The organism is Bacillus sp. FSL K6-0073, assembly GCF_038006085.1.
Taxonomy (GTDB): domain Bacteria; phylum Bacillota; class Bacilli; order Bacillales; family Bacillaceae_G; genus Bacillus_A; species Bacillus_A cereus.
Map to the genome: position 1 here is coordinate 3,665,317 of NZ_JBBOUN010000001.1, position 25,584 is coordinate 3,690,900.

A 25,584-nucleotide genomic window follows, 5' to 3' on the forward strand; every position below is an offset into this window, starting at 1 on the left:
CGATAATATCTTATTACAACTTTCTAAATAAGTAAATAATAAGAAACTTATAGATTATCATAAGTTTTCTTTATGTTTCTAAATTTGAATAGTGTTCATGTTCCTTATGAATACTATTACCATAAAGTAAAGTGCTCTATTAGCGCTTTCTTTACAGTTCATACATACTATGAACTGCTCATCATGCAACTTATAAAAAAAAGTTATAGAGGTGAAATAAAATGGGTAAAAGAAAAGCAAATCATACTATTTCAGGAATGAATGCGGCATCTGCACAAGGACAAGGCGCTGGTTATAACGAAGAGTTTGCAAATGAAAACTTAACTGCTGCAGAACGACAAAATAATAAGAAACGCAAAAAGAATCAGTAACGAAAAATCCCAAAAGGTTCATTTTCCTTTTGGGATTTTTTCTAATGTTTATAACGTAGTAATTCCGAAACCGTTACAAATCGATATCCTTGTTTTTTTAGCTCAGGTAAAATTTTTGCTAGCGCTGCTACTGTTTGACTACGATCATTTCCTCCATCATGTAACAATACGATATCGCCACTTTTAGCATTTTTTACTACATGATTTACGATAGATTCAACCCCTGGATTTGCCCAATCACGCGGGTCTTGATGCCACGACCATAGAACGGTTTGATAACCAGCTTCTTTCGCTGTTTTAAATACAGCATCGTTAATATATCCGCCAGGAGGACGGAATAGCAAAGGTTCTTTCACCCATTTTTCGAAAAATTTCTTTCCATCTAAAATATCATTTTCTAATTTTTCATCTGATGAATTACTCGCATACAAATGATTCATCGTATGATTTCCAATTTCATGTCCCTCTTTTAACACCTGTTTCACTAAATATGGATTGCGCTGCACTCGAAATCCAATCATAAAAAATGTTGCTTCTGCTTTATATTGACGTAATAAATGTAAAACTTGCGGTGTATAAGTTGGATCTGGGCCATCATCAAATGTAATGGCAATAATCTTTTCATTATTAGGTACTTCCCACGTTACATAGCCAGTTGGTTCTAGCTCTTTTCTGAGCAACATTTTCGCTTCCACTTTTTCAACTTGAAATATATGTACTGCGCATAATAAAGAAAAAACGAATAGAAAAATTTTCTGTTTTCGCATAATGTTCATTAAAGTAAGAGGTTGTCAAATACACAACAACCTCATTTACTTTTCTAATTGATCTACATGTTGCATAATATTTTGGAGATTATTTTCGTATTGCTCAAGTTGTGGGCGTTGTGTTTCCGAAGCTACTTCTAACGCATTTTGAATCTGTTCATACGCCTCCTGAACCTCTTGGCGTAACTCTTTTAAATCATGACCGTAGTTTGGATCATTTTTCACAATGTTGTTATATGCATGTTCTGCTTGTGTAACTCCTTGCTGCGCTGCTTGAAAAGCTTGCTGTTTATCTTTATGATATGGCATTATATAATCCCCTTTCCATAATAGTTAGTCCCAATTATCTTTACCTTTTTTTCTAAAAACATTCTCGTATAAATTTGCAAACTTCTCTCATTCTAAAGAGAAAGAGGAGGTGTCACATACAATGAGCAAAAACAATCGTGAAGCAAAAGAAAAAAAGGGACAACCTGAACCATTAAGCGGATCTCATAAAGTAAAAAACCGTAACCATTCACGCCAAAAACATCATGCACATCATGATATGTAAAACAAAAGGTTCACAATAGCTGCCTTTACCACATACAATGTTTATATTTTTCCATTTATTCTTCACCCCTACTTCATTCATGCATAACATAGTATGAATTGAAATTTTACGGAGGGTGTCTTACATGGGCAAGAAAAAGAAGGATTGTCTTTTTCATGTTGATGGTTTCGAAGAATGGATGGATCAGTTTTGTTCTGACTCTTGTAGTAACTTTAGTTTCCCAAATCAAATTCATATTGACCTTTGCGAAACTGAACAAGAATACATTTTGGAAACAGATGTACCAAATGCCAATGAACAAAATGTAGTCATTAAAAAGATGGAGACAGGCCTAAACATTTGCATACTTCATAAAAACATTTCTTTGCAGCGAACTATTCCTTTACCCGCTAATGTTATTTATAAGAAGATGCTAGCCTGCTTAGAGAATGGTTTTTTGGCCATTCATATTTCCAAAAATGAAGTTGCTGATAAACATGAAAAGAAAGTTCTTTTTTCAAATTAAGAGTTAATATAATACAAACATAAGCCCCAGTTGGTTACTGGGGCTTATGTTATTTCGCATGCATCTCTATATTAGAATTTCTATCATATCTTTTTTTCGATAAACCTTTTGTAACTAAAAGCACAGGAAATGCCACAGTTGAAAATATAGCTAGTGCTGAAAATACTGCAAACCCATTTTGGTACCCGTAGTAATCGAGAAGTACTCCTCCAAACCACGGACCTATTACTGCTCCAATTCCCGAAAAACCCATCGCACCGAAGTATGTTCCTTTTAGATGCGCAACAGCAATATCATCAATAAATACATCCGTCATTGAAAACATTAAGACTTCTCCAATTGTAAAAATAATTGTACAAACGGCAGCACCTAGCAGAGATTCTACTACTCCAAATCCAAATAATCCTCCGCTCACAAATAAAGTTCCCACCATAATGGATACTAACGGTGTATACTTTTTACAAATTTGAATAACAGGGTATTGAATTACGACTACAACAATCGCATTTAAAGCTAGCATATATGAAAATAATTTCACTCCATCCTGAAATATATGTGCATTTGCAAAATATTGAGATACTGTTGTCGTTAAATGAGAAAAACCACAATTACTCAAAATAATACCAACTAGTGCAACTAAAAATACGACATCCTTTCGCAAAATACGAATTGCCTTTAACATTGTGACAGGCTTTTCTGTATTTACTTTCTTTTTTTCAATCGGATACTTCTTAAATTGGAACGCTAATATAGCTGTATATAAAATGTATACTCCAGCTGCTACTAAAAATGGAATTGTTGATTTTGCGCTTCCAATCTGTAACCCGACAAGTGGGCCAATCGCTACTCCAACATTGATTGCACCGTAACGCAAATTATATACGAGTAAACGATACTCAGGTTTCGTTAAATCTGATAATAACGCTCTTGATGTTGGCTCAAAAAATGACCTACATAATCCATTCAAAGCATTTAATAAAAAGAAACTTAAAACATGATCTGCAAGTGAAAAACCAATGAATACAAAGACCCAAACGATCATGGACCATATTATAATCATATTTCGACCGAATCGATCTGATAAATTCCCTCCGATAAAACTAGCAAACACTCCAACAAGTGCACTCGTTCCGATAATAGCACCTGTCATTCCAGCTGATACACCTTTCACAGTCGTTAAATAAATTGCTAAAAAAGGAATACTCATTGACGTGGCGAACCTCGCAAATAAAGTCCCTATTATAATTGTCATTCCTAACGGATGAATATTTTGCAACTTCCCCTTCATCTTAAAAACCTACTCTCCCTGTTCTTACATAAAAAAAGAAAGCAAAGGATCTGCTTTCTTTTCCCTTTTTATACTTGCGCTGTTGATACCCGCGCTGTTCTCGTTATATCCATATCTATGCCATATGTAAACTGTAATTCTTTACAAACATCTTTAATTAATATTGCAACATTATATTTCTCATTAAATTGTAAAACGATGTTCTCCACTTCTTCATATGTATACTTATATTCGCCTGTAATGACACTTTTTAGATCAAAGCATTCGTTAATACAAAGTTGTACAAGTAGCTGGTCATATTTCTCTATTACATCTTCTTTCTTCCAAAGTAACTCTTTTACATATAACCGATCAAACTTCACACTTTCTCGATTACAATCCGTTAAAATCCGGGTCATTTCATTTAATTCTCGATACAATTCAGAAATATTTTTGCTTAAACTAAGCAGTTTATCTACGCCATTTTCATATAACATATTTATTCCACCCCCGCATTTTCTTCTTATTATAGCAAGAAAATTCTAAAAATAGTTTCTTTCTTCTGAAATATTAGGAAACTAATTTCAATTGCTTTACAATGAAACTAGTTAATGCGAGAGGAGAAAGAAAATTGGAGCACAAATTATATTACACTGACGCTTATAAGCAAGAATTTACTACTAAAATTATAAAGCAAGATTATGATAAAGACGGTAACTTATACGTTGTTTTAAACGAAACCGCATTTTATCCGACTGGTGGCGGACAACCACATGACACTGGAACTTTAAATGGTATTGCTGTACTTGATGTTGAAGAAGTCGACGAAGAAATCCGCCACTTCATTGCAGAACAATTACACACAGAAGACGTAGAAGGTAAAATCAATTGGGAGCGCCGGTTTGATCATATGCAGCAACATGCAGCTCAGCACATTTTATCTGCTGCTTTTTGGGACTATTTCAACATACCTACGATTGGATTCCATCTTGGAAAAGAAACGATAACAATTGATTTAGAAACAGAAAATCTGCATGCAGAAACGGTTGAAAAGGCAGTACAAATTGCCAATAAAATCGTTTTTGAAAACCACCCAATCCGTATAGAGTGGATGAACTTAGAAGAAGCAAAAACATTACCTCTTCGTAAAGAACCAACTATGACAGAGAATATACGTGTTGTTATTATCGAAAATTACGACTACAATGGCTGTGGTGGAACCCATCCGAAATGCACTGGTGAAGTTGGTCCTATTCAAGTACTAGGATGGGAGCGCAATAAAGGTGGTATACGCTTAACCTTTATCGCTGGTTGGCGTACACTTAAATTAATGGGGCAACAGCAACAAATTATGAAAGATGTTTCCAAACAATTAAACAGTAGCGAAACTGATATCCCAGCAAAAGTAGCACAGCTTCTTACCTCTCAAAAGGAAAACGAAAAAACAATACAAACAATGAATGAAAAATTATTATTTGCAGAGGCAAATGAATTACTGCAACAGCCCACCGAAATACATGCTGGGTTACTTATTTCTAAAGCATTTACAGATCGTTCTATGCAAGAAATTGCAAAACTATCAGCTATCATTACAGAACAACAAGAGCATGCAATTACGTATTTCGTCATCGAAAATGATGACAAACTACAATGTATTCTCGCTTGCGGAAAAACAGTAACGCTCGATATGAATGCTCTTTTAAAAGATGCTCTTCCTGCAATTGAAGGAAAAGGTGGCGGAAATAAAAAGAGTGCACGCGGCGGCGGAAAAGCGGTGATGAACGGGGACGAGTTTTTAAATCAGCTTGTCTCTTCTTTACAGTCAGCAGTGTAAAACATGTTTATGAAGGATAGCTAACGGCTATCCTTCAACTATATTTACAGGCCTATATGTTGTTTCAACCCTTGATAACTTCCTGCATTTGCAAAACCGCCACTTATAAGATTGATAAAAGTTTCCGAAAAACCATAATAACTTAATTCGTTAATCGGTACCATTTGCACATCATGAATCGGATTATGATCGAACTCGTTAGAAGGTAGTGTAATTTCACCTTCAATCCTTTCAAGCAGAAACGTAATATGTAACAAAGATGGACTAGCATCTGGTTTATCACAAACATAGAGTAGCTTCTTAATTTTAACTTCTAATCCCGTTTCTTCTCTCATTTCTCGAATCATCGCTTCTTCTAACGTTTCACCATTCTCTACCCTTCCTCCAGGTAAAGACCAATCGCGATTAGCCACTTTTTGCTTTACTAGCAATACTTTTTCATCTTCAATTAAAATTCCCGTAACACGAACTTGCATTACATTTTCCATATGTAATCTCCTCTTCCTGTTATATTTACAAATTAATCCTTCCACAAAGAGAACATACGTTTTATAATTAAAGAAAATTATGGAAGAAAGAAGTTGTTATATTCATGCGTCCACCTTTAACAAAATCTATATCACTTGAAGATTTTCAAAACTATTATTGGTTAAAAGCAGAACTGCAAACATTTTGTCGCGAGCATGGTTTGCCAGCTAGTGGCTCTAAGACCGAAATAACCGAGCGTATCTCACATTATTTAACTACGGGGAAAGTCTTAAAAAACAGCTCTGTGCAAAAAGTGAGCAAAGCTCCCCTCTCTTATAAAGACCTTTCTCTTCAAACGATTATTACTAAAAATCACCGCTGTAGCGAAGGTGTTCGTGCTTTTTTCAAAGAAAAAATCGGAACAAACTTCCGCTTTACAGTAGCTCTTCAAAAGTTTTTTAAAGAGAATGTTGGAAAAACATATGAAGATGCGATAACATTTTGGTATGAAGAAAACGAACGAAAAAAAGATCCTACTTATAAAACAACGATCAGCGCGCAATTTGAATACAATCGCTTTACTCGGGACTTTTTCGAAGATCCAAATAATAAAGGAAAAGCAAAAGCTGATGCGATTGCTGCTTGGAATGAAATAAAAACAAAACCTGGTAGCAATGCTTATGTTCCTCAAAAAGTAGAAAACTAGAGTGAATTCATTAAAAATCAAATTCTAAAACAAATTTTAAATTTACTCCTAGGACATTATATATATGTTTTAGGAGTGAATATACAATATAACTAATCATACAAATCGATTTATCCGGTGCACTATCCTTCCCTTTCTTCATTTTCTCATCACATATCTTCTCTAATACCTTAAGTCCTTTATCTTCTCCAAACTTTTTCTCCTCCAATGACGAAGAGAAGTATTTATTCTCCATTTGTATGCTCCTTATTAGCAAATACAGCTTCTAAAATTAAGGACATAATCCTATATAGCAAAAACATACAAGCATACTCATAAACAACAACATATATTTAAATATACCTTTATATGAAAGGCTGGGATATACCATGAATAAAGTTATTTGTTGCACTCCATCAGCAATAATAAAAGATAAAATTTGCATTCCTTGGTCTATCACAGGTGGAGAGATGGGAATACAGACTATATATACTAACAATTTGTTAAATCATATTTCTTCAACTGGATATATCAAATACGAGACAGGTGTTCAAGAAATAGGTGTTACTTTCTTTCAAGATACAAATGTCTTAAACTCAATCATAATTCAACCTGGAAGTACTAGTAATTTTACAATAAAAAATTTTACTAGTATCCAAATAACAACTGGATCTGGTCTACATCAAGGTGAATTTTGCATCACAGTTTCATATCAATTGTAGACAATAAAACATCCAAACCTCCTATTATTCTCTATATTTGATAAGAGGCTTTCAATGAGAATTAAAATAAGATAGATATAAATGAATACGCCTGCCCTACACTTCAAACATTCTAATTTTCTACTTTCTCAAATAAGAGCGCAATCCCTATCCCGCCTCCAATTCCTAATGTAGCAATTCCATATTTCATAGACTCTCTTTGTGCCTGATAAAACAAACGTGTTACAAGCATAGCCCCAGATGCACCGTACGGATGACCGAGCGCAATTGCCCCACCATTTACATTTAATTTTTCATACGGAATTTGTAACTCTTTTGCGCAAGCAACAACTTTTGAGGCGAATGCTTCATTTATTTCAAAATAATCGATGTCCTCTATTTTTACATTCATTTCATTTAATAATTTGTTCACCGCAAATATCGGACCAGTTCCTGGAAGATTTGGATTCACTCCCACTACAGCACTACGAACGAAACGAAGGACAGGTTTATAACCTAACTTTAGGGCTTGTCCCTCTTCCATTACAAGAACAGCACATGCCCCATCATTTACACCACATGAATTACCTGCCGTCACTGTTCCATTTTGTAAAAATGCGGGTTTTGTTCTTTTAATGATTCGTTCATAATTCATTTCTAGCTTTATAGATTCATCTAATAATCCATTAAAAGAAAATATTTCATCATGTATATAGCCTTTTTCTAACGCTTGCAGTGTCCGCTTATAACTAAGACAAGCGTACTCGTCTTGCATTTCTCTCGTTATGTTATAACGCTCCGCAACATATTCAGCCGCTACTCCCATGTCAGGATCACCAATTGTTTCAGGTGAAAATCGTGCTCTTTTTTGAAAAGGTGACGTACTTGTACTCTCTACTCCTCCGGCGATATAGCACTTACCTGCCCCTCCTTGAATGAGATGACACGCAGTTCGAATTGCTTCTAAACCAGCACCACATTGCCGATCAATCGTTACACCAGGAATATGATAGCCAAGTCCTGCCGCTAAAGCAGATAGTCTCGCAACATTCCCTCCTGGCCCAACAACATTACCTAATATAACATCGTCTATCTCTCTCTCAATTCCTCTACTTAAAAACGTAAGAAGCGGCGTTGCTAATTGCTGAACTTCATACTCTTTTAACATCCCATTCTTCTTACCGATAGGTGTTCTTTTCGCCTCTACAATAACTGCTCTATTCATATATTTTCTCCCTGTTTTCAATCATACTTTTTGCTTCCATACGAGCGATTTTCCCACTATTTGTATAAGGTATTCTATCTACAAAATGCCATTCTTTCGGTATTTTAAACGAGGATAATCGTTGTAAGCAAAAACTCTTTAATTGTTGTTTCGTAGCACTTCCTTTTACGATCGCGACGGGCTTTTCACCCCAGTAACTATCTTTCACACCAATTACAACTATTTCATCAACAGCTGGGTGTTCATGTAATACACTTTCTATTTCTTCTGGATAAATATTGATTCCTCCAAATAAAATCATATTCTTCTCTCTACCAACAATATATATAAAGCCTTCTTCATCTTCATAGCCTACATCTCGCACTGTCATCCAGCCTTCTGCATTCAACTCCTGTGTTAAAACCCCATCTATTATGTATCCCATAAAAAACTGATCACTTTTCACATAAACAGTTCCTATCTCGCCTTTTTGTACTTCTTCGCCTGCTTCATTACATATTCGAACTTGCACATTATGACAAGGTTTTCCTACTGAATTTAGCCTTCTTTCGCTTTCTGCATCGACTAGTGCTGTTACAAAACTTAACTCTGATGCACCATAAAATTCATATCTTTTCGCATAAGGAAATATATTCTTTATTTTTTCTTTCGCTTCAGCTTCCCATTTCGCTCCTGATGAAATAATTTTCATTTTATTTTCTATTAATCTATTTTCTTTATATAAAGATTCAAGCATTGTCGGAACTGTATACATAACCGATATATTTTCAGTTTCTAACTTATCTAATACTTGATTCGGAATGAACTTTCTCATAATGTGCACCGTTTGTCCTACATATAATGCACTTATTGCCCCGTATAAGAAAAGAGAATGAACGAGCGTCCCAGCTATTAAAATTGAATCCTCCATTTTCATATGAAAATCATGTACATTACAATCAAAACTATGAACCCACGATTGCTGTGCGCGTAAAAATGCTTTTGCTTTTCCAGTTGATCCTGATGTAAATCCCATATAAAAGGGAGCATTTCGTAAACTTTCTACAGTGGAATGTGTAGGAAGATATTTCTCCATCATTCTTTTCCACTCATCAATTTCAATTACTCTTCCTTCTTCATGCGGTAAATCATTTACCTTATATCTTTCTGTCACAATCATATCCGGATTACTGATTTCAATTCTTTCTCTGAGCTCATCTTGTTTCCACTTTATATCTAACGGAACACAAACCCACCCGGCCATAGCAGCACCAGCAAATAGTTGTAAAAACTCTATATGATTTTCTAATAGGATTGCTATTGTTTTATTTTTTGATTCTGTTGCATGCAACCAGTTGGCTACTTTACAAACTGATTCGAACCACTCTTTATATGTTAAAACTCTATCATTTTCCTTTATCGCTATTTTATTTGGTTGTAAAGAGGCTTGCTTTTTGTATTTTTTTGTAACACCCATATGAGACGTCCTTTCTTTACAAAAATAATAAAAAGAAACACGCAATGTACGTGTTTCTTCCCTTTATCATCCCGCATTTGTATATTTTCCATTCTTTAAAGCGGGTGTAATAATATGTTTCAATGAACGATGTAATTTTGTTACGAGAACTGCCGCAATAATTGCTTTTATACAATCCCCTGGTAAAAACACAGCACTCACTTTCATTGTCTCCCATACAGAAACATCCATTAAAAACGCTTGTACAATAATACCAAATACATAAACTACGAAAATACCACCAATTATATTAATACATAATACTTTTATAATAGAAACTTCACGTAAACGCTCAATTAAATAACCAATAACAAACGCTCCAATGATGTAACCAAGTAAATATCCTGCACTTGGCCCAACAAATACACCAAGGCCACCGCGGCCACCAGCAAGTAATGGTGCTCCAACTCCTACAATAAGTAAGAAAATAAGCTGACTTAATGCACCAAGGCGTGACCCTAACAACCCACCCGCAAGCATAACACCGAGTGATTGCAATGTAATCGGAACTGGTGTAATAGAAAGAGCAATCGGAGGTATTAACCCTAACACTCCCATAATAGAACTAAATAAAGCGACGAAAACTAAATTTTTTGTATTCATATTTGCTTCTCCTATTTGTAAACTTAAAATTGTTTTTAGATAACATATCATAAAAATTATATTATCTTTCCACTCCTCTTTTGTCAACCGTTAACGTATTATAGTTTACAAATAGGAGTTCACTTATTTCTCTCTATGCAAATGCTCCAGTTCTTTCCGAAGCGCCTGTTTTAAAAACTTCCCAACAGATGTTTTCGGTATTTCTTCCATAAAGACAATATCGTCTGGCAACCACCACTTCGCAAACTGTGGTTTTAAAAACTCATATATTTCTTCTTTTGTAACCGTACTATTTTTCTTTTGAACAACGCAGGCAATTGGTCGCTCTTGCCACTGAGGGTGAGGAACTGCAACGACAGCCGCTTCAAATATAGCATCATGTGCCATTAAAGCATTTTCAAGATCGACCGAAGAAATCCATTCTCCCCCGCTTTTAATAACATCCTTCGTACGGTCAACAATTTTCACGCAACCTTCCTCATCCACTGTGACAACATCACCAGTATATAACCATCCATTGCGAAAACCTTCAACAGTACGATCATCGTTATAATAGCTTTCAGCGATCCAAGGTGCTCGTAAACATAATTCTCCCATCTCAGTACCATCCCACTTCACTTCACCATTTGTACCGACTACTTTCATCTCGACACCAGGTACAAGATATCCTTGTTTGGAGCGAATTTCTAGTTGCTCTTCATACGATAATTCCGTTTCATAACTTTTTAAACGTGCAAGTGTTACGAGTGGACTCGTTTCAGTCATACCATATGCATGTATGAACGGAACATTATGTTTCTGTTCAAATGCTTTAATAACACTTTTCGGCGCCGCTGCACCTCCGCATAGTATTCTCGTCATACTAGATAAATCGTAACTATTATTTTCTAACTCTTGTAATACGCCGAGCCAAATTGTCGGCACACCCGTAGCTAACGTCACTTTTTCTGATTGAATCATTTCTAATAAAATTTTCGGAGTAAACATCGGTCCAGGAAGAACTTGTTTTGATCCAAACCAAGTAGCCGCAAAAGGAAGTCCCCAAGCGTTCACATGAAACATCGGGACGATTGCCATTGCTGCATCACTTTCCGATAAAGCAGCTGTATCAGCTAAACCGAGTGCCATACAGTGTAATACAGTACTACGATGCGTATATACAACACCTTTCGGATTTCCTGTAGTCGCTGACGTATAACACATACCAGCTGGTGTATTTTCATCAATATCTTTTACAAATTGGAAATTTGGATCGCCTTCTTCTAATAGCTTTTCATAATGATATACAGGCTTCAGCGTAGTATTTGGGAGTTCATCTTTATCAGTCATAATAATGTAAGCTTGTACAGTTGATAATTGTGATTGAATATTTTCAACAAGCGGTACGAGATCTTCATCTATAAGTAGAATTCGGTCTTCTGCGTGCTGAATAATGTATGAAATATGTTGAGGAGATAAACGAATGTTAATTGTGTGCAAAACAGAAGCAATACCTGGAATAGCAAAATACGCTTCCACATGCCGATGATGGTTCCACGCTAATGTTCCTACACGTTCACCTACTTTAATTCCAAGCCTTTTCAACGCACTGGAAAGTCTTCTCGTCCTTTCCCCTAATTGCTTATACGTTAACGTTGTAACTGTATCATGCGTCCGTGAAACAATTTCTTTCTTCGAAAACAGTTTCTCTGCTCTTTCCATCATAGAACTAATTGTTAGCGGTACATTCATCATCATATTGGTTATGTCCCCCTTTAAAACGTTTTCATTTTCCGTTTATTATAACAGACTTCTACAAATGATTACGATATTTTTCTGTATTTTCTGAATTATTTCTTTGGAAATAATTCAGAACGATAAAAAACATGTTTTGAATACATTGATTCGAAACATGTTTTTTATTTTTTATAAACTATCTACCTTTTTCCTTACTTTCTTTTTCAATTTAAAAATAAAACGATTACTGTATTCCTTATTTTCTACTAAAATCCGATACGTCTCTAACACCCCTAACACACGAACAAAAAGATAAACTCCGATAGCAATAAGTACAACACAATAAGGATAATACTGTACGAGTTCTCCTGAGGTAATTCGTTTTTTCTCAAATAAAAACGGTATCGCTCCTGCTGCAATAAAACAAAATCCAACGATCACTACTGCCGTATACTTCTTCTTAATAGTCGCATATCTTTTGGTCAATTCTTTTAGAAAGTTTTGATCAAATAGTAGTTCTTCCTTTTTCAATACATTGTATCGACTCTCTTCTATCGTTACAGATGCCATCATTGCTCCAATCCCAAGCACTGCAATGATAATGACAAGAAACGTAGACATTGTCGCATTTTCTTTAAATAATAAGTACGGTATTGTAGATAAAATAAGCAAACTAAATCCTAACGCAATATATTTAGAAATTTTTTGTCCATACACTACATACCCTTCTGCCATTTCCTTACTTACATAGTAACCATTTTCCTTTTCGTTACTTTGCTCTGCAGTTTCTTTTAATAAATAGTCGAGTGATACTTCAAATACATTTCCAATCATTATTAATTTTTCAGTTTCAGGAAAACCTTGACCGTTTTCCCATTTACTAACTGCTTGCCTTGTGGTATTTAATTTTTCAGCTAATGCTTCTTGAGAAAGGCCCTTTTCCTTTCTTAATCTAAAAAGCTTTTCACCAAATCCCATATGTGTGTCCCCCTTTGTTTTCTTACCTAAATTGTATGTAAACATTGCCCTTATCTCTATCTTCCTGCGGTTGCACTTTGTCAACTTGCGGTTGCGATTGTGTTATATAGCGTTTTTTTTCTATACTTAGAACGTTAATAAAAATAGCGCTTCCTAATAGTCCATTTGTTGTTATCAAAATAAAAAAACTCCTTAATTCATTTAAAGGAGTTTTCAATGTAAGATATTTCATTGATTCATATATCTTTCTCTAGATATAAAATACCTTTTTGTATCACGATTCTTACCTTTAATAAACATATCCTTCTGAATTGTATATTTGTACTCCATATTCAAACGTTTCATTAATTTTTCAGATGCTTCATTTTCTGAATCACATCCCGCTTCAATACTATTAAGATGCAATTCATGAAAACCATAGTAGAAAAAAGCTAACACAGCCTCCGTAGCTAATCCTCTTCCCCAATATTTTCGAGATAAGGCGTATGCAATTTCTGCTGTATGTGTGACCAAATCATATTTTATAAATCCACACGTGCCTATAAGTTTTTTTTCCTCTTTTAATACAATTCCAAGAGGTGCTACTTGCCCTCCATTGTACTGACCCACAATTTCTTCTATATAGTTATATGTGTCACATAACGATCGATGAGCATCCCATACAGTAAAAGTTGTCATCTCTTTATCTGTAGCATACTCATATATATGTAAACTATCACTCATATTCATTTTCCTTAACATAAGTCGTTTCGTATACAAAGTTGGATATGACCACTTCTCAATAATCATAACGGTTTCTGTTTAAACCTTTCATAATTCCTTACCTTTAATAAAAGGATATTCCCACAATCTGTACAAATATAAGCATCCACCGGCGAAGATGTGAACATCGTTTCCTTTTTCCGTATTTGTGCATATCCGACAAACTCACCTTCTCCTATATTTTGAGAACCACAATTAGAGCATGTCTGCACGGCTTTTTGTTTCATGAGAGCACCACCTTTAATCTGTTTCTACTCCCTTCGACAGTTCACTTCCATTTCCCTTCCAAAAAACCTCTTATTCTCTCACATTTCAACAGGAATCTCAAAACAAAAATCGTATATGTACTATGAAATATATTTATTAACGGAGGAATTTTATGACTACTGTTATGACACTCGATATGGCAACAGAAATTGAAAATGCAGAAATTGATATGCTCTCTTCTAAATTAGAGAGACTACAAACAATGAGCGGAAACCCAATGCAAGTGCAAATGAAAAAATTCGGTAGTGCCACTGCCTTTTCATCAAAAATAATTGCTGGTCCTGCTTTTAATACGATAAAAGGTATTACATTTACAAATACAGATGAGTTAGATGAAATTATCTCTTATTATCAATCACTACAAATCACTTGTCGTTTTGAAATTACCCCAGCACAAGGTACAACTGAATTATTTCAATACTTATCTCAAAAAGGGTTTTATCAATCTAGCTTCCATACTGCTTTGTATAGTATACCGAGAGAGGGTTCATCACTTCTTCCTTCTAATATTACAATACGAAAACTAAAAGAAAATGATTTTGATATTTTTGCAGACATTTATGTACGTGGATTTAATATGCCATCCTTTACAACAGATGGTGTGCGCCAAAATAATGAAATTCTTTACAATGAACCAGGATGGCATTTTTTCATAGCTGAAGTTCAAAATATCCCTGCCGGTATTGGTGTCCTGTATATAAATAAGGGTGTCGCATCATTAGCTGCTTCTGCTACTTTGCCAGAATTTCAACGTAACGGCTGTCATACTGCATTAATTCAAAAAAGAATAGAAAAAGCTATAGCGACAAATTGTCATTTAATAGTTGGCCAAGCCCGCTTTGGTAGCCGCAGTCAAAATAACATGGAACGGGCCCATATGAAAATTGCTTATACAAAATCAATATGGACCGCAAAAGACATATTATAATTTACTTTCTTTCTCCTTCCGTTACATTTTTAAACATTTTATGACAATTCCTTTTCTATCCTATTAATCATTTGAATATTCCAACTAGATTTGTTACGCTATTACTAGATACATCATTCAACTTGCAATATGAAAAGAGAATTCTAATCAAACTACAAGGAGGAGAAATGTATGACTAAACATGATCATGGTTTAAAAGAAAAAGTAGAAGGTGCCATTGATAAGGTAAAAGGTGAAGTAAAAGAAGTTGTCGGGAAAGTAACTGACAATAAGAAATTACAAGCTGAAGGAAAATGGGATAAGGTGAAAGGCACCTCCAAAGATACAGTTGGTAATGTGAAAGAAAAAGTACATGAATATAAGGAACATAAGAAAGAAAAATAAAAAAGAGCCCATCGGCTCTTTTTTTATTTCCCTTCATTCTTCTCTAACACGTATAAATCTTCTTCGATATTCGTTAATTTCTCACTTACAAGCTTTCTTGCATCTCCAATTGCTTGATTGTATGCAAATGGTCCAACTAATTTAATCATTTCTTCTATTAAACGCTCTGCTTGGAAACGTCCAATTTCATCTAGATCTTCTTCCATGAAAAATTGCTGAATTTGCGCTACAAGCTCTTCTTTTTTATCATTTGGTATTTTTATATTCATCATCGTTGTTACTCCTCTATATTTAAGATAATATCTTCCTTAACTCTACCATAGAAAAACGATTACCAGGACAGCTTTTTGTAACTCCTTCTAACTCCCTATGACCTAGTATATTTTTTTCCTTTATAGCAAATTGCTTCATAAACATTTTGCATAAAGAATATAATGCATTCACTTGTGCAGGAGTTGGATCGTATTTATCGAAATTTCCCGTCATACATATTCCAATTGTATAACGGTTATGGTCTTTCGCATGCGCTCCAATATGTAAACCTCGTCCTTCCACTACAGTTCCATCTTCTTCAATAAAATAATTGTAACCAATCCCGCTCCACCCCCGTACTTTTTGATGAAATTCATGCGTTTTATACACGTCCCATCCATCTTCAGCTGTATGGTGAATAATCAGTTGATTTACTTTTTCTAAAGGAACTAATTCATCTTGAAATGTTAGATTGACACATTTAATTTCCATTTGAACTGCCTCCTCTTAAAAATCAATCATAATAATCGTTTTATCATCTGGCCTTATTCTCTTTTCCGCTTCTAGCTCTTCAATGATTGCTACATATTCGTTTATACTATTCTTTCTTATATATGCAACAGTTTGTTCTAATGACCAATCTGGGTGGAATAACCCGTCTGAACAAATAAAAATTCCACTCACTTCATCTATATGTAATTCACCATGTTGTAAATAATGTATCGCTTCTTTCATTCCATTTGCAACTGAATAACCATTTGGCATATTTGCAAGATAACGATTGTATTTTAACTGTTCTCGCACATCTTGAAAAACATATTCTTCTGGTACAGATAACCCTTTTTTACGATCTTCTTCCCTCTTCCTTTTTGCTCGTTTACTAATTCCTTCAACTGTGTCTTTCGTTAATACTTGCATCGTTCCATTTTGAAAAGTTGCGACAATCATACAGTCCCCTAATTGTGCATATTCAATTTTCTCACCAACTATTTGAACTGCCGCGATACATGTGCACCACAAATGCTCTTTTTTTCCCGTGTCTACTTCATATTCTAACATTTTGCTTTGCAATGCTTCATTTGCTTTGGCAACTGCAAATTGTAAACTATGATTCTCTCGTAATGCAGTAAAATAACTTGCAAATAAATGCGAAGCGATGTATGCTCCATTATGTCCCTTTTCATCACGAAACGGGACAAGTGGTGTTGCACCGTCACATACACCATAAATCTTTTTTTCTTTATTACAAAAATAAGAATCCTCACATTCTTGCTTCAACGGGCTTTTCTGTTGATAGGTTTTTATCTTCACAACTGTATCCCCTTTCAAATGATAAAATACTCAAATTCTTTTGATTAATCTAATTTACCAAAATAAACTGTTTTTACCCAAAACTTTCAATATCATATATAATCTTGAAATAATATGAATTTTTCAGTGAAGGACGGGAAAGAAATGGTCAGATTCCTTGGTGTTATTATCGGTTCTATTATTATTGCGGTTGCCTTTAATCTTTTCCTTATCCCCCACAAAATTTTAAGTAGTGGAATTGGCGGAATTGCTATTATTTTAGGGATTGTAACCCCTGTAAACACAGGTATTATTAACTTTGTATTAAACTTACCTATCCTTATTTTAGGGTACATAGGCCTTGGAAAAAAAGTAATTTTTAACACAGTTGTCTCTGTAGTTGTATTATCTGTTGCATTATACTACGTTCCAGTAAAAGTCGTAGCAACAGATCCATTGTTATCTTCTATCTTCGGAGGTGTCATCGCCGGAGCTGGTATTGGTCTTGTTTTTAACTGTAATGGATCCACTGGTGGATTTGATATTATCGGTATGCTTTTATCCCGCAAGCGAGACATTAAACTTGGCGGATTCCTTATTGTTTTAAATGCAGTCGTTGTAATAATCGCAGGATTCTTCTTCACTTGGGATGTTGCACTTACAAGCTTACTTTCAATTTATGTAACTGGTAAAGTAATTGATGCTGTTCATACAAAACATCGTAAAGTTACACTTATGATTGTAACAAATGAAGCAGAAAAAATGAAAAAACAGCTTCTTTCAACTGTTGTACGTGGAATAACGTTACTTGATGGCGAAGGCGCTTATTCAAGCGAGAAAAAGCGTGTACTTATGACGGTCGTTTCTCGTGAAGAATTAGCAAGTATGAAACTTACAATTTCTGAAATTGACCCGAATGCATTCGTTAATATTACAGAAACTGTAGAAGTGTTAGGACTTTTCAGAAGAAGTTAAAGACTAGGTGGGAATACACCTAGTCTTTATTTTGCATAAATTCAATTCTGTTTCCAAACGGATCTGATACGTAAAATCGAATTACATCTGGTCGTGCATAATCATCAATCACTTTTACACCTTGCTCTATAAGTGTTTGCTTAAATTCATTAATTTCATTCACATAAAAAGCTGGATGAGCCTTTTTAGCTGGTGTAAAGTTCCGCTCGACACCAATATGGATTTCTTGATTTCCACATTTAAACCAACATCCACCTCGTTTTTTCAACTCTTCTGGCTTTGGAATTTCTACCATACCAACCTTATTCCCATAAAAATCACGCGCCTCTTCTTCACACCCTACAGGTGCAGCTACTTGCACGTGATCAATCCCTTGAATATAATTTTTCATTTTCTCTTCCCCTCCTCTACCCTAATGTTATACGGAAAACAGCCGTCTGTAACTTACAAAAGGGTTATAAAACAATATAAGCTCCCCTTATTACCATCCTGCATTCACTTTGCAAAAAAAATAAAAAAACAAAATTTATTCTATAACTTCCATTTTTTATAGAAATACACATCACATCTATATTATAGTTATGAATAGACAAATCTTTTTAGATGCTATTTGTACGGAGGAACTATTATGAGTCGTAAAAAATATTCACCAACTCAAAAAAAACGTCATCCGAACATTTCTAGACGTTTGCGAAACCATATACAAGATCGTTCATTAACAGAAATGTACGCATCTCTGTTCGAACATAATCCTGATAGTATTATTTCATTAAATTTAGAAGGAGTTATTCTACATATAAATCCTTCTGCCGAAAGAATATTAGGTTACACTTCTTTAGAATTAGAACAGAAAAATATTACCTCTATTTTAGGAGCCCATATTTCTGAGCAAGTATTACAAAATATAAAGAATACTGAAGCGGATAATCAACAAGAGTATATCTTATCTATTTATCATAAAAATGGATTCTTATTAGATGTTGTGACAAAACTAGTTCCTATTTTTGTTCAAAATCGTCTTACTGGTGTATACGCTATTATGAAGCCACTTGAAAAATCAGAAAGAATTGAGAATATGCTAAAAGAAAGTGAGAAGAGATTACGTACATTAGTAAACTCCATGCCTGCGTTTGTTATATTTAAAGATCATGAAGGGCGCTGGCTTGAGGCAAATGACTACGCACTTTCTTGCTTCAACTTCCATCATGTACCTTACCACGGGAAAAAAGATAGCGAACTCATTCAATATAATGAAGCATACCGAGAAGCTTTTTTACATTGTGAAGAAATCGATGAACTAGCATGGCAACAAAGACAAATTCTTCATGGCGAGGAATTTATTATACATAGAGATGATTTCGATCTAATCTTAAGTATATCAAAAGTTCCGCTTTATCATCCTGATGGTTCTCGCAAAGGTCTTATCGTGATGGGGAGAGATGTTACTGAGCTAAAAGAAACTGAAAAGTTACTACGAAAATCTGAGAAACTCGCAGTAGTTGGACAACTGACAGCTGGAATTGCCCATGAAATTCGAAATCCACTCACTTCCCTAAAGGGTTTTCTAACATTGCTCCTCCCTGAAATAAATGAGGAGCAAAAATGGTATATCGATGTTATGTTAAGTGAGATTTCACAAATGGAATCCATCACGAGTCAATTTATGGCGATGTCTAAGCCACAAGTATTATCTATCCAAACTTGTAACATACAAACTTTAATTGAAGAGGTAGTTACATTTATTTTACCGACTGCAATTATGCATAGCGTTCATATCATCATGGATCATTTTGATTACGTATATGATATTCAATGTGACGGCAACCAATTAAAACAAGTTTTTATAAACATATTAAAAAATGCGATAGAAGCGATGCCAAATGGCGGAAATATTTTCATCCAAACAAAACCATTAGAGGATAATTTCATCTTAATACGAATTATCGATGAAGGTTGTGGCATTCCAGAAGATCGTATCTCCCGTCTAGGCGAACCTTTTTATAGTTTAAAAGAAAAAGGCACAGGACTAGGATTAATGATGTGTTACAAAATAATTGAAGAACATCATGGTAAATTACACATTTCAAGCGAATTAAATAAAGGTACAATTGTTGATATTGAGCTACCACTTTCTTCATCCCATCTTGCAATCCAGTCTTAAATAAAAAAGAAGCATCTGCTAATCGTTAGCAGATGCTTCTTTTTTAAAATACTTTGTCATACCACTCTTTTGCTTTTTCTACTTCACCCATCGTTAATTGATGCCCTCGATTTTCCCAATGCATTGTTACATTCGCGTTTGCATTTTCTAATAGTATCTTCAATTCCTCTGACTCTGCTGATGAACAAATTGGATCATTTGTCCCAACAGCAATAAACACAAATTTACCTGCTAAATTTGCTAATTGCATTCCTCTTCTTGGTACCATTGGGTGATGAAGTACAGCACCTTTCAATGCATTTTCGTAATGGAATAATAAGCTTGCTGCGATATTTGCCCCATTCGAATAACCGATAGCTACAATGTTATTTCTATCGAATTTATATTCTTTAGCCGCTTCATCTAAAAATTCATTTAATTCCTTCGTACGGAAAATTAAATCCTCTTCATCAAAAATGCCCTCTGCTAATCGGCGGAAGAAACGCGGCATCCCATTCTCTAACACATTTCCCCTAACGCTTAATACCGACGCTTCCGGATCAACTATTTCTGCAAGTGGTAATAAATCTAATTCATTACCACCTGTACCATGAAGTAATAACAACACTGGTTTTGACGTATCTTTTCCTTTTTGAAAAACATGTTTCATCATAATCCTGTTCCCCCTTCAATCACTTTAATCTAAATTTCTCACTTCAAATGGTAAAAGCGTTTGTTCAATCTGTTTTCTATGTTGTTCATATTGTTCCGGTAACTTTAATTCCTCACCCATCGTCTCTAACGATTCATCATGAGCGAAACCAGGAGGATCTGTTGCAATTTCAAATAAGATTTCACCATGTTCTCTAAAATAAATCGCGTTAAAATAATTTCGATCTTGTACAGGAGTTACGTGATATCCAAAACGCGACACATGCTCTTTCCAGTCTAGCTGATCAGCATCGTCACTCGCTCTCCAGGCAATATGATGAACTGTGCCAACGCCCATTTGGCCACGACCGATTGTTGATAATTTCAAATCAATAATATTTCCAATGTCAGCAGAAGAACGGAATCGAACAAATTCACCCTCTTCTCCAATTTTCTCAAGACCCATAATATGTTCTAACAATTCAGCTGTTTTTTGAGGCTGTGTAGATAAAAGAACAGCACCTCCAAACCCTTTAATTGCTACTTCTGGTGTAACTTCTCCAAAACTCCAATTATTTAATTCGCCTTTTTCTCTTTCAACTAATTCTATATGCAAACCATGCGGATCATCAAATTCTAAATACTGCTCTCCAAAACGAGTCATTTTTGTATACGAAACATCGAACTTTTCTAATCTATTTTCCCAAAACTCCATTGCACCTTTTGGTACAACGTAAGACGTAATTCCTACTTGACCATCTCCAATAATACCTTGACGAGCACCTGCCCATGGGAAAAACGTAATAATTGTTCCAGGCTTTCCTCCTTCATTTCCAAAATAAAGATGGTACGTACCTGGATCATCAAAATTCACTGTTTGTTTCACTAAACGTAACCCCAATACACCAGCATAAAAATCTACATTTTCTTGTGGATGCCCTACAATCGCTGTAATATGATGGATTCCCATTGTTTTCTTTTCCATTTCTTCCACTCCTTTTTTATTTCATTATAAAAATTCTTTTACATTTAAATTCATTATTAATTTTGTCCATGCTACAAAGTAAAATCCGTCATTATAATTTTATCTCGAATTCGAGATATTAATTACAAAATTACGTATCGGTGTCTAATCTATTGAATTATCTTGAATTCAAGATAATTCGTAAAAAATATTTGTTCGATTTATAACCATAATAAATTTTTATTATGAACATTCTTTATCTCGAACTTAAGATTTATTATAAGTTACTTATTTTTTATTGTCAATAAGTCCTTACTTTCATTTTACATGTAAAAAGAGTAAACGCTATTCACCGTTTACTCTTTTTGCAAATCATTTCTTTTCTTCTTCCAGTACTGCTTCCATCTCATTAAATTCACGATGAACTGCCTTAACGGGTTCTTTCGTTAATAAACTTACAACGATAACAGTTAATAAACTACAGAAGAATCCAGGTACCATTTCATACATAATTGCTTTTAAACTTGGAATTTGTACCCATGCTATAACAACTACTGCACCAACAATCATCCCTGCAAGAACACCCCATTTGTTTGTCCTTTTCCAATATAAACTTAATAAAATGGCTGGTCCGAATGCTGAACCAAATCCAGCCCAAGCATAACCGACAAGTGTTAAAATTGTATCACTTGGATGATACGCTAAAACAACTGCGATCATAGCTACTACTAATACTGATAATCTACCGATAAATACAAGTTCTTTGTCACTTGCGTTACGACGGAAAAATGTTTTATAAAAGTCTTCCGTTACTGCACTTGAAATAACAAGTAATTGTGAGGAAATACTACTCATAATCGAAGCCAAAATAGCTGATAATAAAAATCCTGTAATATACGGATGGAATAAAATATTTGAGAATGTTACAAAGACCATTTCTGGGTCTTGTAATGTCGTATTATTTTTAGCATAATAGGCGATACCAATTAGACCAGTAAGCATTGCACCTATAATTGAAATCGTCATCCAACCGATACCGATTCTACGAGAAGTTTTTAAATCTTTAATAGAGGTAATTGCCATAAAGCGGACAATAATATGTGGTTGACCAAAATATCCAAGGCCCCATGCTAAAAATGAAATAATACCAAGTATTGTGGTTCCTTTAAACATATCTAAATGCGATGCATCGACTTGCTTAATGGTATTAAATGTTTCTGTTATACCACCGACATCCGTAAAGGCAACAATTGGCACTAGTACAAGCGCAATAAACATAATACAACCTTGCACAAAGTCCGTCCAACTTACGGCTAGAAAGCCACCAAATAGTGTATACGCAACAACGACACCGACAGTTACAAATAAACCAATTTTATAATCAAGGTTAAAAGAATTTTCAAACAAACGTCCACCCGAAACTAAACCAGCCGACGCATAAAATGTGAAAAATACTAAAATGACGACAGCGGAGACAAAACGAAGTATTTTCGTACGATCTTTAAACCGATTCTCTAAAAAGTCTGGAATCGTAATTGAATCATTTGCCACTTCTGTATACGTTCGTAAACGCGGGGCAATGATTAAATAGTTTGCATACGCACCTATTAATAAACCTATCGCAATCCATACACTTGATAATCCTGTTGCATACATCGCACCAGGTAATCCCATTAACATCCAACCACTCATGTCAGAAGCACCAGCTGATAAAGCTGTAACTGCTGGACCGAGTCCCCTCCCGCCTAACATATAATCTGATAAATCGGATGTCTTCTTATAAGACCAATAACCGATATACAACATACCTGCCATATAAATAGCAAGCGAAACCATAATCTCAATCTTCACCGAATCTCTCCCTTAGTTACATAAGCCATTCAAAATTTCGAAAAATGACTTTTTCTATTTTCTTGTTTTCGCTTATGGTTCCCTACCTTACCAAACATTTTTTGTTCTTTCAAGTGAACAAGCCCTTTTCACTACATGTGAAAACCTCTATAAACGCCTTTATCCCAGTGGATTACCCGGGTTTTAAAATACATTAAAGTAAAAATATTCAGGAAATAAAACGTCATTTTTTCATACCTTGTTTTCATTCTTTTATCAGAAAAATTTTTTAAAGAAAAAAGCCATACGAATGTATGACTTTTAATCTATTAAACATAGCTTATTTTCTATTTACTAGTAGGAAACAATTGTGAAAGAGGAACGATCCGTCCCACCTCATCTTTAAACACAATATGCTCTCTCGTGAAATGGCGCGGACTCTTTACCCCCGCTGCTGCTGCAAGTGAGAATAAACTGTACCTCATACTAACAACATAATTCATTACGCGCCATTTCTTCTCATACGGATCTAGCGCTTTTTGATAATGCGGATTTGTCGTCGCAACTCCAGATGGACATTGCCCCGAATTACATTGAAGCGCCATAATACAGCCACTTGCCATCATAAATCCGCGTGCTGAATTTACGGCATCTGCTCCAATTGCTAAAGCAATCGCCACCTTATCTGGTGTAATTAATTTCCCTGAGGCAAACACTTTGAATTTGTCCCGAACACCATAATGATTCGCTGTATCAATACAAGTTAGTAACGCTGGAATAAGCGGCATCCCCATACTATCTGCCATCGATTTATACGTTGCTCCTGATCCACCTTCTGAACCATCAATTGTAATGAAATCTGGATAGATGTTTAACTCTTGCATCGTTTTGAATAAGTCTTCTAGCGGCTTTTGCTGTCCTATTACAATTTTCATACCGACTGGTTTACCGCCGTTTTCTTGCAAACGCTGAATAAAATAAAGTGTATCTGCTGCATTATTTAAAAATGAAAATCGATTCGGTGAATTAATTGTCTTGCCTTCTCGTACATTCCGGACAAAAGCAATCTTTGCATTTACTTTTTGTCCTTCTAGATGACCACCACGTATTTTCGCACCTTGCCCAAATTTCAATTCGAATGCTCTAATATTACTTTCTTTCGCTTTCTCCATGAATTTTCCCATTGAAAAATTACCGTCTTCATCACGGTATCCAAATAACCCTGGACCAATTTGCGCAACGATATTCGCTCCTGTATGTAAATGTTCTGGAATAACGCCACCTTCACCCGTATTAATCCACGATCCGCCTGCCATTTTTGCTCCAAAACCACTCGCTAAAATATAATTTTCTCCAATCGCACCGTAAGAAGTCGCAGATGCACCAAACATGCCATGTAGCTTCCACGGATATTTACGGTTCTCACCGACTATAATTGCATCATCTTCTTCGTACAGCCAAAGATTCGTTGTATCCGCTGTTAATTTTTCTCTTCTTGAAAATAACCCTTCTTTATGAATCACGTACTTTTTACCTTCCCGCTCTTGCGTGAGATTCACACTTAATTCCTCAGTTAATATCGGAAATAATGTATTAGCAATATAATATCCAGAAGCTTCAAAATCTCGTTTTGATCCAAAACCAAGTATTTCAGAGCGATATTTCGCTAAAAACATAACACTTTGAAAATCATAACGTGAGAAAGGCTTTCCATCCGTATCATGATCAAACCAATATTGTCGAAATTCAGGCCCTATCTTTTCCAGTAAGTAGCGCATTCTTCCTAAGTATGGATGTAATTTTAAAATAGAATGGTGTGTTCGTTTTTTTATAAAAAATGTAATGATAAAAAAGACGATTAAAAGCAACATTAAAAATAGTAATATACTAATAATAACGAGTAGCGTTTCACTCATCCCGCTTCCCCCTATGAAATTCCATAATAAAAGGAGAACACTCGATGTGCTCTCCTT

At 35.0% G+C, this 25,584-nt stretch carries 31 protein-coding genes; 10 read left to right on the top strand and 21 right to left on the bottom strand.

Going from position 1 to position 25,584, the window contains the following annotated elements; genetic code table 11:
- Nucleotides 1-221: 221 nt before the first annotated feature.
- Nucleotides 222-371, top strand: a complete 150-nt coding sequence (sspO, locus tag MHB52_RS18850; RefSeq protein WP_000518051.1) for an acid-soluble spore protein SspO — start codon at nt 222-224, stop codon at nt 369-371.
- A gap of 41 nt (nt 372-412) precedes the next feature.
- Here sspO and pdaB read toward each other — a convergent pair whose 3' ends face one another.
- Nucleotides 413-1,138 (bottom strand): polysaccharide deacetylase family sporulation protein PdaB, encoded by a 726-nt coding sequence (gene pdaB, locus MHB52_RS18855; protein ID WP_030027157.1) that lies wholly within the window; start codon nt 1,136-1,138, stop codon nt 413-415.
- A 45-nt stretch (nt 1,139-1,183) separates the two neighbouring features.
- A complete protein-coding gene (locus tag MHB52_RS18860; RefSeq protein ID WP_001146293.1) occupies nt 1,184-1,447 on the bottom strand; it encodes a hypothetical protein in 264 nt (87 codons plus the stop codon).
- A 121-nt stretch (nt 1,448-1,568) separates the two neighbouring features.
- Between MHB52_RS18860 and MHB52_RS18865 the strand changes: the two genes are divergently transcribed.
- Together MHB52_RS18865 and MHB52_RS18870 are read left to right on the top strand one after the other, a co-directional pair.
- Nucleotides 1,569-1,691, top strand: coding sequence for a small acid-soluble spore protein P (locus MHB52_RS18865; protein ID WP_000042141.1), 123 nt, complete (start codon nt 1,569-1,571; stop codon nt 1,689-1,691).
- A gap of 124 nt (nt 1,692-1,815) precedes the next feature.
- Nucleotides 1,816-2,196, top strand: a complete 381-nt coding sequence (locus MHB52_RS18870; protein WP_000516730.1) for an Hsp20/alpha crystallin family protein — start codon at nt 1,816-1,818, stop codon at nt 2,194-2,196.
- A 49-nt stretch (nt 2,197-2,245) separates the two neighbouring features.
- Here the strand turns inward: MHB52_RS18870 and MHB52_RS18875 are convergent, their stop codons facing one another.
- Complete coding sequence (locus MHB52_RS18875) at nt 2,246-3,484, bottom strand: MDR family MFS transporter (RefSeq protein ID WP_000676829.1); 1,239 nt, start codon at nt 3,482-3,484, stop codon at nt 2,246-2,248.
- Nucleotides 3,485-3,552: 68 nt separating this feature from the next.
- Entirely contained in the window at nt 3,553-3,960 is a 408-nt protein-coding gene (locus MHB52_RS18880) for a hypothetical protein (protein WP_000965133.1), read from the bottom strand.
- 134 nt (nt 3,961-4,094) lie between these two features.
- On the opposite strand from MHB52_RS18880, the gene MHB52_RS18885 reads away from it, so the two are divergent.
- On the top strand, nt 4,095-5,297 hold the full coding sequence (locus tag MHB52_RS18885; RefSeq protein ID WP_000400387.1) for a serine-tRNA(Ala) deacylase AlaX: 1,203 nt from the start codon (nt 4,095-4,097) through the stop codon (nt 5,295-5,297).
- Nucleotides 5,298-5,341: 44 nt separating this feature from the next.
- On the opposite strand, the gene MHB52_RS18890 is transcribed toward MHB52_RS18885, so the two are convergent.
- Nucleotides 5,342-5,785 (bottom strand): NUDIX hydrolase, encoded by a 444-nt coding sequence (locus MHB52_RS18890; RefSeq protein WP_000432562.1) that lies wholly within the window; start codon nt 5,783-5,785, stop codon nt 5,342-5,344.
- Between the two features lie 104 nt (nt 5,786-5,889).
- On the opposite strand from MHB52_RS18890, the gene MHB52_RS18895 reads away from it, so the two are divergent.
- On the top strand, nt 5,890-6,471 hold the full coding sequence (locus MHB52_RS18895; protein ID WP_001247745.1) for a DUF6434 domain-containing protein: 582 nt from the start codon (nt 5,890-5,892) through the stop codon (nt 6,469-6,471).
- Between the two features lie 10 nt (nt 6,472-6,481).
- Here the strand turns inward: MHB52_RS18895 and MHB52_RS18900 are convergent, their stop codons facing one another.
- Nucleotides 6,482-6,706: a hypothetical protein gene (locus MHB52_RS18900; RefSeq protein ID WP_000428982.1), complete on the bottom strand. Its 225-nt coding sequence runs from the start codon at nt 6,704-6,706 to the stop codon at nt 6,482-6,484.
- A gap of 133 nt (nt 6,707-6,839) precedes the next feature.
- On the opposite strand from MHB52_RS18900, the gene MHB52_RS18905 reads away from it, so the two are divergent.
- Nucleotides 6,840-7,172, top strand: coding sequence for a DUF3992 domain-containing protein (locus tag MHB52_RS18905; RefSeq protein WP_080451558.1), 333 nt, complete (start codon nt 6,840-6,842; stop codon nt 7,170-7,172).
- Between the two features lie 112 nt (nt 7,173-7,284).
- Here the strand turns inward: MHB52_RS18905 and MHB52_RS18910 are convergent, their stop codons facing one another.
- From MHB52_RS18910 to MHB52_RS18940, 7 genes are all read right to left on the bottom strand, one after another.
- The gene (locus tag MHB52_RS18910; protein WP_001078002.1) at nt 7,285-8,376 is read right to left on the bottom strand and encodes an acetyl-CoA C-acyltransferase; all 1,092 of its coding nucleotides are present in this window, start codon (nt 8,374-8,376) and stop codon (nt 7,285-7,287) included.
- Complete coding sequence (locus tag MHB52_RS18915; RefSeq protein WP_000539233.1) at nt 8,369-9,832, bottom strand: acyl-CoA synthetase; 1,464 nt, start codon at nt 9,830-9,832, stop codon at nt 8,369-8,371. Before MHB52_RS18915 ends, MHB52_RS18910 begins: the two co-directional genes overlap by 8 nt.
- A 66-nt stretch (nt 9,833-9,898) precedes the next feature.
- Complete coding sequence (locus MHB52_RS18920) at nt 9,899-10,474, bottom strand: biotin transporter BioY (protein ID WP_001093332.1); 576 nt, start codon at nt 10,472-10,474, stop codon at nt 9,899-9,901.
- 123 nt (nt 10,475-10,597) lie between these two features.
- Nucleotides 10,598-12,211 (bottom strand): long-chain fatty acid--CoA ligase, encoded by a 1,614-nt coding sequence (locus MHB52_RS18925; protein WP_061663266.1) that lies wholly within the window; start codon nt 12,209-12,211, stop codon nt 10,598-10,600.
- Nucleotides 12,212-12,379: 168 nt separating this feature from the next.
- Nucleotides 12,380-13,168 (bottom strand): helix-turn-helix domain-containing protein, encoded by a 789-nt coding sequence (locus MHB52_RS18930; RefSeq protein ID WP_000505637.1) that lies wholly within the window; start codon nt 13,166-13,168, stop codon nt 12,380-12,382.
- A gap of 228 nt (nt 13,169-13,396) precedes the next feature.
- The gene (locus MHB52_RS18935) at nt 13,397-13,957 is read right to left on the bottom strand and encodes a GNAT family N-acetyltransferase (protein WP_000582841.1); all 561 of its coding nucleotides are present in this window, start codon (nt 13,955-13,957) and stop codon (nt 13,397-13,399) included.
- Nucleotides 13,954-14,157: a hypothetical protein gene (locus MHB52_RS18940; protein WP_000810193.1), complete on the bottom strand. Its 204-nt coding sequence runs from the start codon at nt 14,155-14,157 to the stop codon at nt 13,954-13,956. The genes MHB52_RS18935 and MHB52_RS18940 overlap by 4 nt, the downstream gene beginning before the upstream one ends.
- Before the next feature lie 152 nt (nt 14,158-14,309).
- Here MHB52_RS18940 and MHB52_RS18945 point away from each other — a divergent pair, with 152 nt between their 5' ends.
- Together MHB52_RS18945 and MHB52_RS18950 are read left to right on the top strand one after the other, a co-directional pair.
- Nucleotides 14,310-15,125, top strand: a complete 816-nt coding sequence (locus MHB52_RS18945) for a GNAT family N-acetyltransferase (RefSeq protein ID WP_016118462.1) — start codon at nt 14,310-14,312, stop codon at nt 15,123-15,125.
- 171 nt (nt 15,126-15,296) lie between these two features.
- A complete protein-coding gene (locus MHB52_RS18950) occupies nt 15,297-15,509 on the top strand; it encodes a CsbD family protein (RefSeq protein ID WP_000160416.1) in 213 nt (70 codons plus the stop codon).
- 23 nt (nt 15,510-15,532) lie between these two features.
- Here MHB52_RS18950 and MHB52_RS18955 read toward each other — a convergent pair whose 3' ends face one another.
- From MHB52_RS18955 to MHB52_RS18965, 3 genes are read right to left on the bottom strand one after another with little or no spacing between them, the layout of a single operon-like run.
- On the bottom strand, nt 15,533-15,781 hold the full coding sequence (locus MHB52_RS18955) for a DUF2164 domain-containing protein (RefSeq protein WP_000981064.1): 249 nt from the start codon (nt 15,779-15,781) through the stop codon (nt 15,533-15,535).
- 19 nt (nt 15,782-15,800) lie between these two features.
- Nucleotides 15,801-16,253 carry a peptidoglycan recognition protein family protein gene (locus tag MHB52_RS18960; protein ID WP_000402976.1) on the bottom strand — a complete coding sequence of 151 codons (453 nt, stop codon included), beginning with the start codon at nt 16,251-16,253 and terminating at the stop codon, nt 15,801-15,803.
- Nucleotides 16,254-16,268: 15 nt separating this feature from the next.
- The gene (locus MHB52_RS18965) at nt 16,269-17,090 is read right to left on the bottom strand and encodes a protein phosphatase 2C domain-containing protein (protein ID WP_002000458.1); all 822 of its coding nucleotides are present in this window, start codon (nt 17,088-17,090) and stop codon (nt 16,269-16,271) included.
- A 126-nt stretch (nt 17,091-17,216) separates the two neighbouring features.
- On the opposite strand from MHB52_RS18965, the gene MHB52_RS18970 reads away from it, so the two are divergent.
- Complete coding sequence (locus MHB52_RS18970; RefSeq protein ID WP_000251347.1) at nt 17,217-18,026, top strand: YitT family protein; 810 nt, start codon at nt 17,217-17,219, stop codon at nt 18,024-18,026.
- Between the two features lie 19 nt (nt 18,027-18,045).
- On the opposite strand, the gene MHB52_RS18975 is transcribed toward MHB52_RS18970, so the two are convergent.
- Complete coding sequence (locus MHB52_RS18975) at nt 18,046-18,417, bottom strand: VOC family protein (RefSeq protein ID WP_000800770.1); 372 nt, start codon at nt 18,415-18,417, stop codon at nt 18,046-18,048.
- 237 nt (nt 18,418-18,654) lie between these two features.
- Between MHB52_RS18975 and MHB52_RS18980 the strand changes: the two genes are divergently transcribed.
- On the top strand, nt 18,655-20,187 hold the full coding sequence (locus MHB52_RS18980) for a BA3702 family sensor histidine kinase (protein ID WP_000087656.1): 1,533 nt from the start codon (nt 18,655-18,657) through the stop codon (nt 20,185-20,187).
- A 43-nt stretch (nt 20,188-20,230) separates the two neighbouring features.
- Here MHB52_RS18980 and MHB52_RS18985 read toward each other — a convergent pair whose 3' ends face one another.
- From MHB52_RS18985 to MHB52_RS19000, 4 genes are all read right to left on the bottom strand, one after another.
- Entirely contained in the window at nt 20,231-20,839 is a 609-nt protein-coding gene (locus MHB52_RS18985; protein WP_061663267.1) for an alpha/beta hydrolase, read from the bottom strand.
- Between the two features lie 24 nt (nt 20,840-20,863).
- The gene (locus MHB52_RS18990) at nt 20,864-21,802 is read right to left on the bottom strand and encodes a ring-cleaving dioxygenase (RefSeq protein ID WP_000412731.1); all 939 of its coding nucleotides are present in this window, start codon (nt 21,800-21,802) and stop codon (nt 20,864-20,866) included.
- Nucleotides 21,803-22,153: 351 nt separating this feature from the next.
- On the bottom strand, nt 22,154-23,632 hold the full coding sequence (gene putP / locus MHB52_RS18995) for a sodium/proline symporter PutP (protein ID WP_000687597.1): 1,479 nt from the start codon (nt 23,630-23,632) through the stop codon (nt 22,154-22,156).
- Nucleotides 23,633-23,958: 326 nt separating this feature from the next.
- Nucleotides 23,959-25,527, bottom strand: coding sequence for an FMN-binding glutamate synthase family protein (locus tag MHB52_RS19000; protein ID WP_000005160.1), 1,569 nt, complete (start codon nt 25,525-25,527; stop codon nt 23,959-23,961).
- Nucleotides 25,528-25,584 lie beyond the last annotated feature (57 nt).

Coding starts and splice junctions, on each gene's coding strand:
- sspO (WP_000518051.1), top strand. CDS start 222: ATGGGTAAAAGAAAAGCAAATCATACTATTTCAGGAATGAATGCGGCA.
- pdaB (WP_030027157.1), bottom strand. CDS start 1,138: ATGCGAAAACAGAAAATTTTTCTATTCGTTTTTTCTTTATTATGCGCA.
- MHB52_RS18860 (WP_001146293.1), bottom strand. CDS start 1,447: ATGCCATATCATAAAGATAAACAGCAAGCTTTTCAAGCAGCGCAGCAA.
- MHB52_RS18865 (WP_000042141.1), top strand. CDS start 1,569: ATGAGCAAAAACAATCGTGAAGCAAAAGAAAAAAAGGGACAACCTGAA.
- MHB52_RS18870 (WP_000516730.1), top strand. CDS start 1,816: ATGGGCAAGAAAAAGAAGGATTGTCTTTTTCATGTTGATGGTTTCGAA.
- MHB52_RS18875 (WP_000676829.1), bottom strand. CDS start 3,484: ATGAAGGGGAAGTTGCAAAATATTCATCCGTTAGGAATGACAATTATA.
- MHB52_RS18880 (WP_000965133.1), bottom strand. CDS start 3,960: ATGTTATATGAAAATGGCGTAGATAAACTGCTTAGTTTAAGCAAAAAT.
- MHB52_RS18890 (WP_000432562.1), bottom strand. CDS start 5,785: ATGGAAAATGTAATGCAAGTTCGTGTTACGGGAATTTTAATTGAAGAT.
- MHB52_RS18895 (WP_001247745.1), top strand. CDS start 5,890: ATGCGTCCACCTTTAACAAAATCTATATCACTTGAAGATTTTCAAAAC.
- MHB52_RS18900 (WP_000428982.1), bottom strand. CDS start 6,706: ATGGAGAATAAATACTTCTCTTCGTCATTGGAGGAGAAAAAGTTTGGA.
- MHB52_RS18905 (WP_080451558.1), top strand. CDS start 6,840: ATGAATAAAGTTATTTGTTGCACTCCATCAGCAATAATAAAAGATAAA.
- MHB52_RS18910 (WP_001078002.1), bottom strand. CDS start 8,376: ATGAATAGAGCAGTTATTGTAGAGGCGAAAAGAACACCTATCGGTAAG.
- MHB52_RS18915 (WP_000539233.1), bottom strand. CDS start 9,832: ATGGGTGTTACAAAAAAATACAAAAAGCAAGCCTCTTTACAACCAAAT.
- MHB52_RS18920 (WP_001093332.1), bottom strand. CDS start 10,474: ATGAATACAAAAAATTTAGTTTTCGTCGCTTTATTTAGTTCTATTATG.
- MHB52_RS18925 (WP_061663266.1), bottom strand. CDS start 12,211: ATGATGATGAATGTACCGCTAACAATTAGTTCTATGATGGAAAGAGCA.
- MHB52_RS18930 (WP_000505637.1), bottom strand. CDS start 13,168: ATGGGATTTGGTGAAAAGCTTTTTAGATTAAGAAAGGAAAAGGGCCTT.
- MHB52_RS18935 (WP_000582841.1), bottom strand. CDS start 13,957: ATGATTATTGAGAAGTGGTCATATCCAACTTTGTATACGAAACGACTT.
- MHB52_RS18940 (WP_000810193.1), bottom strand. CDS start 14,157: ATGAAACAAAAAGCCGTGCAGACATGCTCTAATTGTGGTTCTCAAAAT.
- MHB52_RS18945 (WP_016118462.1), top strand. CDS start 14,310: ATGACTACTGTTATGACACTCGATATGGCAACAGAAATTGAAAATGCA.
- MHB52_RS18950 (WP_000160416.1), top strand. CDS start 15,297: ATGACTAAACATGATCATGGTTTAAAAGAAAAAGTAGAAGGTGCCATT.
- MHB52_RS18955 (WP_000981064.1), bottom strand. CDS start 15,781: ATGATGAATATAAAAATACCAAATGATAAAAAAGAAGAGCTTGTAGCG.
- MHB52_RS18960 (WP_000402976.1), bottom strand. CDS start 16,253: ATGGAAATTAAATGTGTCAATCTAACATTTCAAGATGAATTAGTTCCT.
- MHB52_RS18970 (WP_000251347.1), top strand. CDS start 17,217: ATGGTCAGATTCCTTGGTGTTATTATCGGTTCTATTATTATTGCGGTT.
- MHB52_RS18975 (WP_000800770.1), bottom strand. CDS start 18,417: ATGAAAAATTATATTCAAGGGATTGATCACGTGCAAGTAGCTGCACCT.
- MHB52_RS18980 (WP_000087656.1), top strand. CDS start 18,655: ATGAGTCGTAAAAAATATTCACCAACTCAAAAAAAACGTCATCCGAAC.
- MHB52_RS18985 (WP_061663267.1), bottom strand. CDS start 20,839: ATGATGAAACATGTTTTTCAAAAAGGAAAAGATACGTCAAAACCAGTG.
- MHB52_RS18990 (WP_000412731.1), bottom strand. CDS start 21,802: ATGGAAAAGAAAACAATGGGAATCCATCATATTACAGCGATTGTAGGG.
- MHB52_RS19000 (WP_000005160.1), bottom strand. CDS start 25,527: ATGAGTGAAACGCTACTCGTTATTATTAGTATATTACTATTTTTAATG.